Here is a 14,481-nt window from a genome sequence, read left to right as displayed (position 1 = left end):
AGGTCTTTCAGCGCAAGGCATTGAGCCAAGCCAGCACATCGGCCTTCTCCTGGGCGCTGCACTCACGGTCGAGCACATCGCCACAGTTGCGCCGAAACCATTTCTCGACCTTGCGCGAATCGGTGAAGCGCTGTGGGTTGGCGGCCGGAGCCAGGGGCGCGATGACCTTGCCCGTCGAGGCATGGCGGCCATCCTGGGTTGGCTGCTGACCATGGCAGGAAGCACAACTCCACTGCCCGCCATGTCGGCTGGTGAAAAATTGCTGGCCCCTGGTCGCGTTGCCCGGGGCGCCTGCCTGCTGAGCATAGTCGGCCAGGAAACTTTGCGGGGTGTCAGCCAGGGCCAAGCCCGTTGCCAGCATGGCAAGCGAACCCCAGACCATGGATCGGGCAGCAGTCAGGACCCGGCGGTGAATCAATGTGGGCTTCATGTGAACCTCCATGGATCACATCGTGCCAACCGCACCTTAAACCTGCCTTAAGGCAACGCCTCGGGCAACGCGCCGGCTGACGCACCCACCACAGCACGTCAACACACCACCCCAGCAAGCCCCTCGCGTTGCACTCGGCGCAACAGGCCCGCCGGCGACAGCGCCCCGCTCATAGACAAAGCCCGCCAATCGAATCCGAACTTTCCCGCAATACCGCCCGTTTAGGGGTTTTCATGCGTTGATGACGTGGCCTATTCCGCGGGACCATGCCTCACCCCTCGAACGGGGGGCATTCAATTTAAAACATCACGAGACAACGGACAGGCACGTATGAAAAAAGCACTCTTCACCGCCGCCCTGGCTATTGCTGGCGTCTTCGCAGGTTCGCAACCCGCCATGGCTGCGGGTTACACCCAAACCAAGTACCCCATCGTGCTGGTCCATGGTCTGTTTGGCTTTGACAGCATCCTGGGCATTGACTACTGGTATCGCATTCCTGAGAACCTGCGTGCCGATGGCGCTCAGGTGTTCGTGACTCAGGTGTCGGCAGCCAATTCCACCGAAGTGCGCGGCGAGCAACTGCTCACCCAGGTCAAGCAGATTCTGGCCATCACCGGCGCCAGCAAGGTCAACCTGATCGGTCACAGCCATGGCGGCCCCACCGCTCGCTACATTTCCGGCGTGGCGCCTAGCCTGGTGGCCTCGGTGACCAGCGTGGGTGGCGTGAACCGCGGCTCTGACTTCGCCGATGCCGTGCGCGGTGTGCTGCCCGACGGCTCGCCCCTGACCAGCGTGGTGGCCGCCACGGTCGACGCCACCCTGACCGCCCTGATCCAAGGCTTGTCTGGCCAGTCCAGCCTGCCCAAGAACGCCAACGCTGCACTGACTTCGCTGAGCACCGCCGGCTCGCTGGCTTTCAACGCCAAGTTCCCCGCCGGCGTGCCCACCAGCGGTTGCGGCAACGGTGCCACCGTGGTCAACGGCGTGCGCTACTACTCGTGGGGTGGCTCGACTCCTTACACCAACGTGCTCGACCCGATCGACGCTCCCCTGCTGCTGACCAGCGCCTTCTTCAATGGCAAAGCCAACGATGGTCTGGTGTCGGCTTGCTCGATGAACCTGGGTCAGGTCATTCGCACCAACTACATCATGAACCACCTGGATGAAGTGAACCAGACCGTCGGCCTGGTCAGCATCTGGGAAACCAACCCGGTCGAACTGTTCCGCCAGCACGCCAACCGCCTGAAGCTGGCAGGGCTGTGATTCGGTTGCTCCGGATGGTCCCTTCCTCTCTTTTTCTTCACTTTTGACAGACCGCTTCGGCGGTCTTTTTTTGGAGTCTGCGATGTCGACCAAGCTACTCATCCAACGTTCGAGCCAACCGGCCCGGTTGGGCTGGGCGATGGCGGCCTGTGCTGGTGCGCTGTTGGCTTACACCCTGCGCCCACACGACACCACGCCGACCACGGCATCGCAGACGCCCTCCACGCTCAACGCCCCCGATCAGGCCTTCACTCGCACCTTCATCGGCACCGAGCCAGATGGGGTTCTGGCCAGCACGGGCCATGACCTGTCACTGAGCCCCGAACTGATTCGCCGCTTCGAGTACCACCTGACCGCCGTGGGCGAGCGCACCCAGGCGCAGATTCGCGCGGCGATCGAAGCCGACCTGGCGCGCGAACTCAACGAACAAGGCCGTCAACATGCCATGCGGATTCTGGACGCGTACCTGAAGTTCAAGACCGCGCTGGGCAACCTCAATCAGCCCCGCATGCATGAAGTCAGCGGCACCGCCCTGGCTCAGCATTTCAAGGCCATTCGCGATCTGCGGGCCTTGTACTTCCAGACCGACGAGATCAAGGCTCTGTTTGGCGATGTCGACGAGTACGACGACTACATGGCCCGCAAATTGGCGATCGTCCAGAACAAGTCGCTGACGCCCGCGCAGCGCGAGGCTGAACTCGACAAGCTGAAGGACGCCCTGACACCCGAGAACCGGGCCCATGTGGAACAGCCGGTGGTGCATCTGACCCTGGCCGCCAAGGAAGAACAAGCTCGCCAGAACGGCGCAAGCGCAGCCGACATTCAGCAGATCCGCACGCAGTTGGTGGGCGCCGATGCCGCGCGTCGGCTGGAAGCCCTGGACCGTGAGGAAGCCGCCTGGAAAGAACGCATCCGCCAGTATCAGCAAGCCCGTACGACCGACCCGCAACAAGCGCAGCAACTCAAGGCCACGCTGTTCACACCTCAGGAACAGCTGCGTCTGGCCGCCTACGAGTGACGCGTGTGACGGCGTCGCCAGCTGATGGCGGCCGTCACCATGGTCAACACAAATAGAACCAGGGAGGCCACATTCAAGCCCGCACCCCAGGCTTTGAGCTGGGGGCTGGCGTGGCCACCAAACAAGCGCACCATCAGCGATGCGTGAAGCACAGCCAAGGGCAGGTAAAAGCGCGCGTCGTAGTGCACCTTGATGCGGGCCACTGCGGGCAGGATGACCGGCGCATGCCCCATCACCATGCTCATCACGAACCCCAGGCCGAGCGCATGCAGGGCCGCATCGCGATAACCCCCTCCCGCGGCCTGCGCCCACCAGCACACGCCCGCGACGGCCAACCAGGCATAGCCCAGCAACAGACACACGGCCATGTAGCGGCTCAAGCCCTGGGTGTGAATGGTGCGCCGGGCCACATCGAACACGCCCAGCCAGACGGCCAGAACGACCAGGGCCAGACCAAACAATCGGCTGGCCCAGCCCGCATTGGCCCACAAGCCCACCAGGCTAAGCGACAAGGCCAGCAACACGGCGCCCAGCAAGGGATTCGCGGCTGGATGGCGCCGCATCAGGCGTGACATTTCCAGACGTTCGGCCGCAATGGTCAGCACCAGGAAGGCAAACCAGGCTGCCAGCACCGCCTCACTCAAACCGGTCAGGCCAAACGCGATGTTGGCCAGGCACAGCACGATGGCCGAGCCCAACAACATCCAGGTATGCGGCGCCGACTGGCGTCGAACAATGAGCGCATTGACGGCCACAAACACCCCCGCCGCAACTGCAAAGCACCCGCTGGCCCAATTGGCATGCCCAGTCAGCAAACACAACCCCCCCAAGACCGAGGCCAGTGGCGTGAGGTACGCCCACCGAACCCGCACCGCCACCGCACGCTCGATGCCGATGACGGCACCAAAGAAGGCAGGCATCATCAAAGCAGCGTGCCACCCGGCTGCTGACCACTGCCAAGGCGCCGCAACGGGTGACATGGTCCCCGCCCGAATCAGACCACCAAGCAGGCCGCCCAACAGACTGATGGTAACGAGGGCCATCGCGACCGCACGCAGCAAGACAAACGGCACCGGCTTCACCATTGCATCAGCTGACGGGCGTGCGGGCTCATGCGCTCAGGCCCCCAGGGGGGCTCCCAGCAGATCTCCACCACGATCTTCATGTGCGGCGGGATCACCGGGTCAAGTTCGGCTTGAACGTCGTCGATGATGAGATCGGTCACCGGGCAGGCCGCCGAGGTCATGGTCATCAAGACATGGGCTTTGTCTTCCGTGAGGGTCACGGCGTAGACCAGCCCCACATCCAGAATCGACAAGGCGACTTCAGGGTCGACCACGCGTTGCAAAGCTCGGGTAATGGGTACCCGAAGTTCCTCGGGCCCGGTGTATTCAAAGCGTGGTGTGTCCTGCATGGTGAGGTCGATGGTAGCGAAGCCTGACGGCAAACCGCGAGCATCTCCATGACAGGGTCATTGCATTGAACTGAATCAAGTCTGATGTGTCTGAGACCACAGGGTGTGACGCAATTCTTGCTGGCTCAAGGGCTCGGCGGTGTCTTGCTGGTGCGCCAACACGGCCAGATCGGCTTCCGAGGCGTCGCGTCCCTGGGCCAGACGATGCTGGATGCGTTGCCGCAACACAGCATCGGGCGCCTCGCAATGCAAGATCTGAAACGGCGCGCGATGGGCCTGGGCCAAAGCCTGAAATCGCTGCCGCTGAGCCCGAGCCAGAAACGTCGCATCGACCACCACAGACCAACCGGCGGCCAGAGCCTGATCGGCCAGGTAAAACAAGCGCTCGTACACGCGTTGCGTTTGCTCTGGGGTGTATGCGCCTGCCCCGAACAGGCGTTGGCGCTCCACATCAGAGCGAAGCCGAATGGCCTCGTGCCGGGCGGACCACAGCCCCGCCGCCACCGTTTTGCCCGAACCCGAAACCCCATGGGTGATGACCAACTGCGGTGTGGCCACAGGGGCTGCCACGCCCACCCATCGCAGCGCCAGGGCCAAGTAGTCAGGCCCCCGGGGCATCGATCCGCCGGCCATCTGGTCGCGCCGCTGTCGCTCACGCAATTTCGCCACAAGGGCGCGCACCAGGGCTCGGTAAACCAGTTGATGCCGCAGCACCGGCAAGCCGGCGTGGTCGCCACTGGCATCCAGGTAGGCATTCAGAAAGCGCCACGCCAGGTCTTCACGGTCATGCGCCACCAGGTCCATGGCGAAGAACGCCACATCGCTGAGTGCATCGATCCAGCGCAAGGCAGGGTCGAACTCGATGCAATCAAATGCAGTGATACGACCTTGCCACAAAAGAACGTTGTCGAGGTGAAGGTCGCCGTGCGCTTCCACCACCCGGCCCAGTTGCTGCCGAACCGGCCAGACGGGGGCCAGCAACCTGGCCTGCTCAGACGCCCAAGCTCGCAGCCCCGACAGGGCGGTCTGAGGTACACCTTCCTGCGCCGCCAGGCCATCCAGCACGCCCTGCATGCCGGCCTCAATCGATTGCGGGTTGCCCCATCGGGCGGCGACTGTCGCAGCAGGCGCGTCGGCATGAAAACGGGCCAGATCGCGCGCCCAATCGTCCAGCAAGGCGGGGTCAAGCTGCCCCGGCCCCATGCGATGGCTCAGCAAGGCATCGTCCGGAAACTGGCGCATGTGCACCATGTAGTCGACCACCGGCCCCTGACCTGTGAGATTCGGGTGCGCGCGTGCGCCGTGAATGGGCACCACACCCAGGTACAGATCAGGCGCGAGGCGGCGATTCAAGCGCACTTCGTCCTCGCACCATTGGCGACGGGTTTCCAGGCGAGTGGCATCCAGAAATGCCAGCTTCAAGGGTTTTTTGATCTTCCAGGCAGATGTGCCATCGAGCAGCACCCAGGAGATATGGGTTTCGACCACGGTGGCATGCAAGGCCTGGCTCAGCGCCGCCATGAATGCGGCCAACTCATCAGCCTGGTCCGGTCGGTCAGATGCCACGATGCTCCCCCGTGTACTTTGATCCCGCGCATGCGAATCGGGCCCGAATGCCCTACTCTTGCAAGCAGGATGAACGCTTCTCACGATACCTGCTTCGGCGCCCCCTTGTCACGCCGCGCCTGGCTCGGCGGCGCGCTGTGTGCCGCCTGGGGCTCTTTGAGCGCCCATGCGGCAATCCGCTCCCCAGCCTCGGGCCACAGTGTGCCCATTCTGGCTTACCACCGCTTTGCCGACAGCGCCGTCGACAGCATGACCGTGCGCACCCAACGCTTCGAGGCGCACCTCGACACACTGGCGCAACTGGGGGCTCAACTCATTCCCTTGTCGGATTGGGTGGCTTACCGCCGGGGCGAACGCCCCCACCTGCCCGAGCGCGCCGTGGTGCTCACGGCCGACGATGGGCATCGCTCGCAAGCCGAAGTCTTGCTGCCGCGCCTCAAAGCCAGGGGCTGGCCCATCACGCTCTTCATCTACCCCTCGGCCATTTCAAATGCCAGCTACGCCATGACCTGGGACCAGTTACGGCAAGCCCGACAGCAAACCGGCGTGTCGATTCAATCGCACACCTACTGGCACCCGAACCTCGTGCGCGATCGGCGCACGATGGCTGCAGCCGCGTTCGAGCAAGCAGCCCGCATGCAACTGCACCGTCCTCGCGAAGTCCTGCGGCAGAAATTGGGGGTGGAGGCCCATCTGCTGGCCTGGCCTTTCGGGCTCAGTGATGCAGGCTTGCAGCAGATGGCTGAAGCCGAAGGCTATCGTGCCGCCTTCGCATTGGAGAACCGCTCGGCGAGCCTGAATGACCCGCTGTATGCCGTGCCCAGGCACCTGATGGTCGACAGCCTCGATGAGCATGAACTGGCACGGCGACTGCGCCATGCCTTCGCCCAGTCCACCCGGGAGGAATGACCGTGAAACAGCAGCCCCTCCGGGATTCCCTCCGACGTGGCTTCGGCGACCTGCTGGTTGCGGCACTTGGCCTCGTGCTGATTCAGGCCGCGCAGTCTCAGCCCTCGCCGACCTGGTCGGGCCAGGTGGTCGACGCCCAATCCGGCCAGCCCATTGCCCATGCCATCGTGCAAGCCGCAGAGCAATCGGTGCGCACCGATGCGCAAGGACGATTCGTATGGAGCGCCTCGAGCCGCCCGCCACGCTGGAGCGTGCGGGCCTGCGGCTACAGCCGGCTCAATGATGCGCAGGCCTCCGCGGGCCCCACCACGCTGTCACTGCACCCCATTCGCCCCAAGGCGCTGTACTTGTCGGTGTTTGGCATTGGCAGCCGCCCCTTGCGTGAATCGGCCTTGAAGCTGGCGGCCACCACCGAAATCAATGCCCTGGTCATCGATGTGAAAGACGACCGTGGCCTGGTGCCGCACCGCAGTGCCTCGGTAGCGGCATCGGGCCTGGGCCCGCAAAAGCCCATCACCGTGGCCGACATGCCGACCCTGGTGCGCCAGCTGAAAGCCCAAGGCCTTTACCTGATTGCGCGCGTGGTGGTGTTCAAGGACAACCAGTGGGCCAGCGCCCACCCGCAATGGGCCGTGCACCGAGCCGATGGCAGCCTGTGGCGCGATGGCGAAGACGTGGCCTGGATCGACCCCTTCCAGCAAGCTGCCTGGGACCGCAGCCTGGCCATTGCCGAAGAGGCCGCGCAAATGGGGTTTGACGAGGTCCAGTTCGACTACATCCGCTTCCCCGATGCCACCGGCCTGGTCTTCAGCGAGCCCGCCACCGAGCCCCGTCGGGTGGCCACCATCAACGCCTTCCTCGATGCCGCACGCCAGCGTCTGGCCCGCTACAACGTCCTCATCGCCGCCGACATCTTCGGCTATGTGGCCTGGAACACCAACGACACCCAGATCGGACAGCAACTGGAAGCCATTGCCCAGCATGTGGACTACCTGTCGCCCATGCTCTACCCCTCGGGCTTCACCTTCGGCATTCCGGAGCACCGCAACCCGGTCGCCGAGCCTTATGCCATCGTCGAGCACACGCTGAAACGCGCCAAGCAACGCACCCACGGCACGCCGGTGTGCTGGCGCCCCTGGCTGCAAGCCTTTCGCGACTATGGCTTTGACCGGCGCCCCTTCGGCGAATTGGAAATTCGTGCGCAAATCGATGCGGCCGAATCCACCGACACACATGGCTGGATGCTGTGGAACCCCCGCAACCACTACGACGAATCGGGCCTGAAACTCGAACCCAGCCCAAGCGCAACCCAACCATGACGTCCACCCGGCGCCCACCCCATGACCGACCCGGCCGGGTATGCCGCGGTGGGATCCTGTGCGCGCTGATCAGTTGGGCCGCACTGTGCACGACCGCACAAGCCCAAACCGCCCCGCCAGCACCGATCACGCTCACCCCGTTATCCACCACGGGGCGGCCCGCACTGACTGACAACTGGGCCCCGCTGGACGCGGCGGTGCAAGCACAGATCAACGCCAGACAACTGCCCGGCGCGGTGCTGGTGATGGGCGACGCCGACCGCATCTGGCTACGCCGCAACTGGGGCTGGCGCAGCCGCCAACCGGTGCCCGAGGCCATGAGCCCCGATACCATTTTCGACCTGGCCTCGTTGACCAAGGTCGTGGCCACCACCACCGCGGTGCTGCAACTGGTGGAGGCAGAACGCATTCAGCTGGACGCCCCCGCAGCCCGCTACTGGCCGGCATTTACCAGCAAGGGGAAAGACCGCATCACCATTCGGCAACTGCTGGCCCACACCTCGGGACTGAGGCCTGACATCTCGCTGCAACCCGACTGGCAAGGCCCAGCAGAGGCTTTGAGGCGCGTGTTGGCCGAGCAACCCATTGCGGCACCAGGGACGCGCACGCTCTACAGCGACATCAACTTCATGGTGCTGGGCGAGATCGTGCAACGCGTCTCGCACACGCCTTTGCCGCTGTATGTGCGGCAACACATCTTGCTGCCACTGCACATGCACGATTCGGGCTTTCTGCCGCCCCACCGCTGGGCCAGTCGCATGGCCCCCACCGAGCCATTGGCCAACGGCCAATGGCTCAAAGGCCAGGTTCAAGACCCCATCGCGCGCCGCATGGCCGGCGTGGCGGGCCATGCCGGCCTGTTTGGCAGCGCCGACGACCTGGCCCGATTTGCCCAGGCCATGGTGCAACCCGGACGTTTGCTGAAAGCCGAGACCTTGCAAGAACTGGCCCGCCTGCAGAGCCCTGCCAGCGACTCGGAATGGCGGGGCCTGGGCTGGCAGCTGCAAGCCCCCTTGGTGGCGAACCGAGATCAACTGGCTCCGCTGGGTTTGATCGGCCACACAGGCTACACCGGCACGGGCTTGTGGATCGACCTGGTTCAAAAACGCTTCGTGGTGCTGCTCAGCAACCGGCTTCACCCGGATGGCAAGGGCGATGCACGCCCCCTGCGGCGCGAGCTCCTGGCCCTGCTGTCCAGCCTGAACCCACCGCTCTCGGCAGACGCCTTGGGCAAAGCGCCCGCGCGCCCAACCTCCGTTGCGACGAGCAGCCCTAGCAGCTCGGTGGTGGCCACCGGCATCGACGTGTTGCAGGCCCAGCAGTTTGCCCCCCTCATTGGGCGCCGCGTCGGCCTCATCACCCACCTCGCGGCGGTGGACCGCCAAGGCTGGCGTACCCTGGACCGGCTGCGCTGGGCCCCAGGGGTTCAACTGGTCAAAGTGTTCAGCCCTGAGCATGGCCTGTACGGCGATGCCGAAGGCAAGATCGCCTCGGGCATCGAGCCTCTCAGCGGCCTGCCGCTCATCAGCCTGTATGGCGAGCAGCGCCGCCCCACGGCCGAATCGCTGCGCGACATCGACACTCTGGTGTTCGACCTGCAAGATGCGGGCGCACGCTTCTACACCTACATCTCCACCCTGGCTGAGGCCATGCGGGCGGCGGCCGAGCAAGGCGTGCGCATCCTCGTGCTGGATCGCCCCAACCCGATTCGGGCCGATCGAATGGGAGGACCCGTTCTGGATGCCGACAAGGGCTCCTTCACCGGCTACCCCGGCTTGCCTGTGCAGCATGGCATGACCGTGGGTGAATTGGCCCGCTGGTTTCAGCAAGACCTGCAGAAAGAGGGCCTGACCGTGCAGCTCGACGTGGTGCCCATGCAAGGTTATCGGCGGTCGCTCTGGTTCAACCAGACCGGCTTGGACTGGGTGCCCCCTTCCCCCAACTTGCGCACCCCTTTGACTGCCATGCTCTACCCCGGCATGGCCTGGGTAGAAGGGGCCAACGTCAGTGTGGGGCGAGGCACCGAGCACCCCTTCGAATGGCTGGGCGCGCCGTGGATAGATGCCACTCGGCTGGCCGAGGCGCTCAACGCCTGGGTTCAAAACGGTGCCCTGGCTGGGGTGCAATTCAGTGCCACGCAGTTCACCCCCACGGCCCCGCCGTATCAAGGGCAACTCTGCAATGGCATTCAGGTTCGCGTGCTCGATCGCAACCGGTTGGATGCCCCGCTGCTGGGCGCTGCCCTCGTGCGTGAGCTCTACCGCCTCTGGCCCCAGCAGTTCAAGCTGGAGCGAACCCTGGGCATGATCGGATCAGCCCGCACACTGCAAGGCTTGCGCGAAGGACAAGACCTCAAAGCCCTGGCGGCATCCTGGCAAGACGACCTCACCCGCTTTCGACAACGTCGCGCCAGCGTGCTGCTTTACCCAGAGGAGTGAGCCGCCCATGACACTGGACCTGTTTCCCGATGAGCCTTCCACCCTGCCCGCGGGTAGCCAGGAATGGCTTGGGCCGCAAGCCGTGGTGCTGCGGGGCCGCGCCCTGGCCCTGGATCGGGACCTGGTACAAGCCATCGACACGGTCACCCGGCAGGCCCCCTTTCGCCACATGGTCACGCCAGGCGGGCAAACCATGTCGGTCGCCCTGAGCAGTTGCGGCCCCCTGGGCTGGGTGACCGACCGACGAGGCTATCGCTACAGCCCGGTCGATCCCCAAACCGGCATGCCCTGGCCTGCCATGCCCGAGGTCTTGCAAGACCTGGCCAGACAAGCCGCCAGCGACGCTGGCTTTGCGAACTTCGAGCCAGACGCCTGCCTCATCAACTGCTACGAGCCGGGCACCCGCATGGGCCTTCATCAGGACAAGGACGAACGCGACCTGAGCCAGCCCATCGTCTCGGTTTCCTTGGGCATTCCCGCCCTGTTCCAGTTCGGCGGTCTCAGCCGCAGTGAGCGCCCGGCCCGCGTGCCCTTGTTCCACGGCGATGTGGTCGTCTGGGGTGGGGTCGACCGCCTGCGGTTTCACGGGATCTTGCCCATGAAAAATGCGACGCACCCCCTGCTGGGAGAGCGTCGCATCAATTTCACTTTCAGAAAAGCGGGCTAAGCCGCCTGGCTCAGAACAACTGCAAGCTCACCCAGTAAGCCACGGCCGCCACAAAAGCCGACGCCGGAATGGTGAGGATCCAGGCCCAGACGATGTTGCCGGCCACGCCCCAGCGCACGGCACTCGCACGCTGCACCGAGCCGACGCCCACGATCGCCCCCGTAATGGTGTGCGTGGTCGAGACAGGCACACCCAACGCCGTGGCGATGAACAGCGTCAAAGCGCCACCGGTCTCGGCACAGAAGCCGCCCACCGGCTTGAGCTTCGTGATCTTCTGACCCATGGTCTTGACGATGCGCCAGCCACCAAACATGGTGCCCAGGCCGATGGCCGCGTAACAGGCCACGATGGTCCATGTGGGTGGCGATTTGTCCGCCGCAGAGGCATAGCCTGTCGAGATCAGCAGCATCCAGATGATGCCGATGGTTTTCTGCGCATCATTGCCGCCATGGCCCAAGCTGTAGGCCCCGGCCGAGACCAACTGCAAGCGACGGAACCAGCGGTCAACCCGCGAGGGCGAGACCCGACGGCACACCCAAGCCACCAGCACCATCATCAGCGAGCCCAGGGTGAAACCCAGCAAAGGCGACACAAAGATGAAGGTGACGGTCCGCATGATGCCGCTGGCCATCAGGGCACCTGCGCCGGCCTTGGCCATCACGGCCCCCACGATGCCGCCAATCAGCGCATGCGAGGAACTGCTGGGAATGCCATAGAGCCAGGTGATCACGTTCCAGGTGATGGCCCCACTCAGGGCGCCGAACACCACGTAAACGTCGACCACGCCCTTGTCGGCAATGCCCTTGCCCACGGTGGCCGCCACGCTGAGGTGGAAGATGAAGATGGCCACAAAGTTGAAGAACGCCGCAAACACCACAGCCTGCGTGGGGCGCAACACCCCCGTGGACACGACGGTGGCGATCGAATTGGCAGCGTCGTGGAAACCGTTCATGAAATCGAACAGCAGCGCCAACACCACCAGGAAGACGATGACCCAAAGGGCCACCTGCATGGTTGCCATGATGAGACCTCCCGGATCAGGAGTTCTCGAGGATCACACCCTCGATGAGCTTGGCCACGTCCTCGCACTTGTCGGTGACGGTTTCCAGCAGCTCATAGATGGCCTTGAGCTTGATCACCTCGCGCACATCGGGCTCTTCACGGAACAGCTTGCTCATGGCTGCGCGCATCACGCGGTCGGCATCCGATTCCAGCTGGTCAATCTCTTCGCAGGTCTTCAGCGCGGCCTGAGCGGTCTTGGCGTTGCCAATGTCGTGCAGCATGGACACGGCCGTTTTCAGGCGCTCGCAGCTCTTCACGCACAGGTCGGTCAGACGAACGATTTCGTCGGTCATGCGACGCACGTCGTACAGGGCCATGGTTTCAGCCGCGTCTTGCAGCAGGTCAGCCACATCGTCCATCGTGTTGATCAGCGAGTGAATCTGCTCGCGATCGATGGGGGTGATGAAGGTCATGTGCAGCAAACGGTTCACTTCACGGGTCACCGTGTCAGCTGCGCCCTCGGCGTTGTCCACGTCCTTGTTGAATTTTTCACGTTGTTCGGGGTCGTTGTAGTGCTTGACCAGGTCTGCGAACGCCTTGGCCGCAGAAACGATGTGGTTCGCGTGCTGGTTGAACAGCTCAAAAAAATTGCCCTCACGGGGCAGCAGCTTTCCGAAGATCATGAATTTTCTCGCGCGTCACGAGGGTGACATTGACTTGAGGTAGGGGATTTTACCCGCCTGCTCAGCGCCTGACTACCCACCCCCGCGGCCGGATTTGGCAAGCGGCGCATCTGTGATCCGTGTGTGATCCTATTGCCCTGATCCAGATCAGGAAATGCGACTGTGGCTAGCATGGCTGCCATCGCGACCGCTCGGACACGCCATGGTGACCTTGAAAATCGACTTCGTCTCCGACATTTCCTGCCCATGGTGTGCCATCGGCCTGGCGGCTCTGGAGCGCGCACTGGCCAATCTGGCAGGCGAGGTCTCCGCCACGATTCAGACACAGCCCTTCGAACTGAACCCGCACATGGAGCCCGAAGGCGAGGACATCACCGAACACCTGAGCCGCAAGTACGGCAGCACCGCCGTCGAGCAAGCCCAGATTCGCGAACGCATTCGCCAGCGCGGCGCCGAAGTGGGTTTCGAGTTCAACGCCGACGGGCGCGGCCGCATTTACAACACCTTCAATGCCCACCGGCTGCTGCACTGGGCGGGGGAAACAGCCCCGGCCCAACAGATGGCGCTGAAAAAGGCCTTGCTGGTGGCCTGCCACCGAGACCGGGCCGACATGTCTTCCCCCGAGGTGTTATTGGGTGCCGTGGCACGGGCCGGCCTGGACACGCAAGCGGCTCGGCAGGTTCTGGACTCGGACGCTCATGCGCAGGACGTGCGCGAGCAAGAGGCGTTTTACACCTCGCACGGCATCCGTTCGGTGCCCGCGGTGATCATCAACGATCGACACCTCATCTCCGGCGGACAACCGGTGGAGGTGTTTGAACAGGCGCTTCGGCAGATCGCCGCAGATCAGGCCTGAGGCGTTCCCGGCCGAAGCAGCGCGCGCTTATTTGTAAAACGCTTCGACCTTGCCCTTGAGGGCCACCGTCAGAGGACGCCCCTTGCGGTCGACCTTGTTGCCCACGGGCACGCGAATCCAGCCTTCGCTGATGCAGTACTCGGCCACATCGAAGCGTTCCTTGCCATTGAAAAGAATGCCCACGTCGCGCTCGAACACGGCCGCAACGTGGTGCGGGCTGGTGGGGTCGATCGAGAGGCGATCAGGCAGCGCGGGGGCAGACGTGGTGTCGTTCATGGTTTGAAAAGTTGCAGGAGTCGCGAAAGGCCATCATTGTCCAGGATTCGGCGCTGCCACAACAGCCACGACACAGAAACAAGGCGATACTGAAAGCGAAGCCGGGATCTCGCACACCACCGGCCAGACTCTGAGGAGACCTCTGCCATGAACAGGCTTTTTCAACGCAAGTACCTGCTGAGCGCCGCTCTGATTTCTGCGCTGACCCTGGCCGGTTGCGCCATCGAGTGGCAGAACCGCCAACCGGCTCAGGAAATGGCCGAACTGGCCAAGCCTCCCGGCTCGGTCTACACCGGCTGGCGCGTGTTTCAAGGCAAATGTGCCAGCTGCCATGGCGCCAGCGCCACCGGACAGGGTACTGCGCCAGATCTGCTGGTTCGCCTGCGCGAGATGGGGCCACGGCAGTTCATGAGCGTGGTGCTCAAACGCTACGACTGGGGGATGCCCACCGCACGCGTCAACGGCGACTCGGCCACGCTTGATCAACTGGTGGAAGCGATTCTGAAGCGCCAAGCCGGTGCCCTGACCATGCCCGCATGGGAAGACGAGCCCGAAGTCAACGCCCAGATTGCCGACCTGTACGCCTACCTGTCGGCGCGCTCGGAGGGCACACAAGGCCCAGGACGACCCGCCCGTTAAC

Annotated in this window: 15 protein-coding genes; 8 read left to right on the top strand and 7 right to left on the bottom strand. The window is 63.9% G+C overall.

Going from position 1 to position 14,481, the window contains the following annotated elements:
- Positions 1 to 7 precede the first annotated feature (7 nt).
- Positions 8 to 361 carry a DUF1924 domain-containing protein gene (locus VFW72_RS11435; RefSeq protein ID WP_329674482.1) on the bottom strand — a complete coding sequence of 118 codons (354 nt, stop codon included), beginning with the start codon at positions 359 to 361 and terminating at the stop codon, positions 8 to 10.
- 399 nt (positions 362 to 760) lie between these two features.
- Here VFW72_RS11435 and VFW72_RS11430 point away from each other — a divergent pair, with 399 nt between their 5' ends.
- Positions 761 to 1,693, top strand: coding sequence for a triacylglycerol lipase (locus VFW72_RS11430; RefSeq protein WP_329674425.1), 933 nt, complete (start codon positions 761 to 763; stop codon positions 1,691 to 1,693).
- An 82-nt stretch (positions 1,694 to 1,775) separates the two neighbouring features.
- Positions 1,776 to 2,711 (top strand): lipase secretion chaperone, encoded by a 936-nt coding sequence (locus VFW72_RS11425; protein WP_329674424.1) that lies wholly within the window; start codon positions 1,776 to 1,778, stop codon positions 2,709 to 2,711.
- Here the strand turns inward: VFW72_RS11425 and VFW72_RS11420 are convergent.
- The 3 genes from VFW72_RS11420 to VFW72_RS11410 form a co-directional block, all read right to left on the bottom strand.
- Positions 2,702 to 3,796, bottom strand: coding sequence for a hypothetical protein (locus VFW72_RS11420; protein ID WP_329674423.1), 1,095 nt, complete (start codon positions 3,794 to 3,796; stop codon positions 2,702 to 2,704). The genes VFW72_RS11425 and VFW72_RS11420 overlap by 10 nt on opposite strands.
- Positions 3,790 to 4,125, bottom strand: a complete 336-nt coding sequence (locus VFW72_RS11415; protein ID WP_329674422.1) for a metal-sulfur cluster assembly factor — start codon at positions 4,123 to 4,125, stop codon at positions 3,790 to 3,792. The genes VFW72_RS11420 and VFW72_RS11415 overlap by 7 nt, the downstream gene beginning before the upstream one ends.
- Positions 4,126 to 4,200: 75 nt before the next feature.
- Positions 4,201 to 5,691, bottom strand: a complete 1,491-nt coding sequence (locus VFW72_RS11410) for an AAA family ATPase (RefSeq protein WP_329674421.1) — start codon at positions 5,689 to 5,691, stop codon at positions 4,201 to 4,203.
- Positions 5,692 to 5,760: 69 nt separating this feature from the next.
- On the opposite strand from VFW72_RS11410, the gene VFW72_RS11405 reads away from it, so the two are divergent.
- Genes VFW72_RS11405 through alkB form a run of 4 tightly spaced genes read left to right on the top strand, consistent with a single transcriptional unit; the run spans position 5,761 to position 11,024 of the window.
- Positions 5,761 to 6,600, top strand: a complete 840-nt coding sequence (locus VFW72_RS11405; protein ID WP_329674420.1) for a polysaccharide deacetylase family protein — start codon at positions 5,761 to 5,763, stop codon at positions 6,598 to 6,600.
- A gap of 2 nt (positions 6,601 to 6,602) precedes the next feature.
- A complete protein-coding gene (locus tag VFW72_RS11400) occupies positions 6,603 to 7,919 on the top strand; it encodes a putative glycoside hydrolase (protein WP_329674419.1) in 1,317 nt (438 codons plus the stop codon).
- The gene (locus VFW72_RS11395) at positions 7,916 to 10,357 is read left to right on the top strand and encodes an exo-beta-N-acetylmuramidase NamZ domain-containing protein (protein ID WP_329674418.1); all 2,442 of its coding nucleotides are present in this window, start codon (positions 7,916 to 7,918) and stop codon (positions 10,355 to 10,357) included. The genes VFW72_RS11400 and VFW72_RS11395 overlap by 4 nt, the downstream gene beginning before the upstream one ends.
- A 7-nt stretch (positions 10,358 to 10,364) precedes the next feature.
- Positions 10,365 to 11,024, top strand: coding sequence for a DNA oxidative demethylase AlkB (gene alkB / locus VFW72_RS11390; protein ID WP_329674417.1), 660 nt, complete (start codon positions 10,365 to 10,367; stop codon positions 11,022 to 11,024).
- 10 nt (positions 11,025 to 11,034) lie between these two features.
- Here alkB and VFW72_RS11385 read toward each other — a convergent pair whose 3' ends face one another.
- Together VFW72_RS11385 and VFW72_RS11380 are read right to left on the bottom strand one after the other, a co-directional pair.
- Entirely contained in the window at positions 11,035 to 12,045 is a 1,011-nt protein-coding gene (locus tag VFW72_RS11385; RefSeq protein ID WP_329674416.1) for an inorganic phosphate transporter, read from the bottom strand.
- A 16-nt stretch (positions 12,046 to 12,061) separates the two neighbouring features.
- Complete coding sequence (locus VFW72_RS11380) at positions 12,062 to 12,709, bottom strand: DUF47 domain-containing protein (RefSeq protein WP_329674415.1); 648 nt, start codon at positions 12,707 to 12,709, stop codon at positions 12,062 to 12,064.
- Between the two features lie 202 nt (positions 12,710 to 12,911).
- Here VFW72_RS11380 and VFW72_RS11375 point away from each other — a divergent pair, with 202 nt between their 5' ends.
- Positions 12,912 to 13,565, top strand: a complete 654-nt coding sequence (locus VFW72_RS11375; RefSeq protein WP_329674414.1) for a DsbA family oxidoreductase — start codon at positions 12,912 to 12,914, stop codon at positions 13,563 to 13,565.
- A gap of 27 nt (positions 13,566 to 13,592) precedes the next feature.
- On the opposite strand, the gene VFW72_RS11370 is transcribed toward VFW72_RS11375, so the two are convergent.
- On the bottom strand, positions 13,593 to 13,841 hold the full coding sequence (locus VFW72_RS11370; protein ID WP_329674413.1) for a DUF3297 family protein: 249 nt from the start codon (positions 13,839 to 13,841) through the stop codon (positions 13,593 to 13,595).
- Between the two features lie 147 nt (positions 13,842 to 13,988).
- Between VFW72_RS11370 and VFW72_RS11365 the strand changes: the two genes are divergently transcribed.
- Entirely contained in the window at positions 13,989 to 14,480 is a 492-nt protein-coding gene (locus VFW72_RS11365; protein ID WP_329674412.1) for a c-type cytochrome, read from the top strand.
- Position 14,481: the final 1 nt, after the last annotated feature.

The organism is Aquabacterium sp. (assembly GCF_036273115.1).
Classification (GTDB): Bacteria; Pseudomonadota; Gammaproteobacteria; order Burkholderiales; family Burkholderiaceae_C; genus Aquabacterium.
The sequence above is the reverse complement of the archived record's forward strand: the minus strand, read 5'-3'. Positions and strand labels throughout refer to the sequence as shown.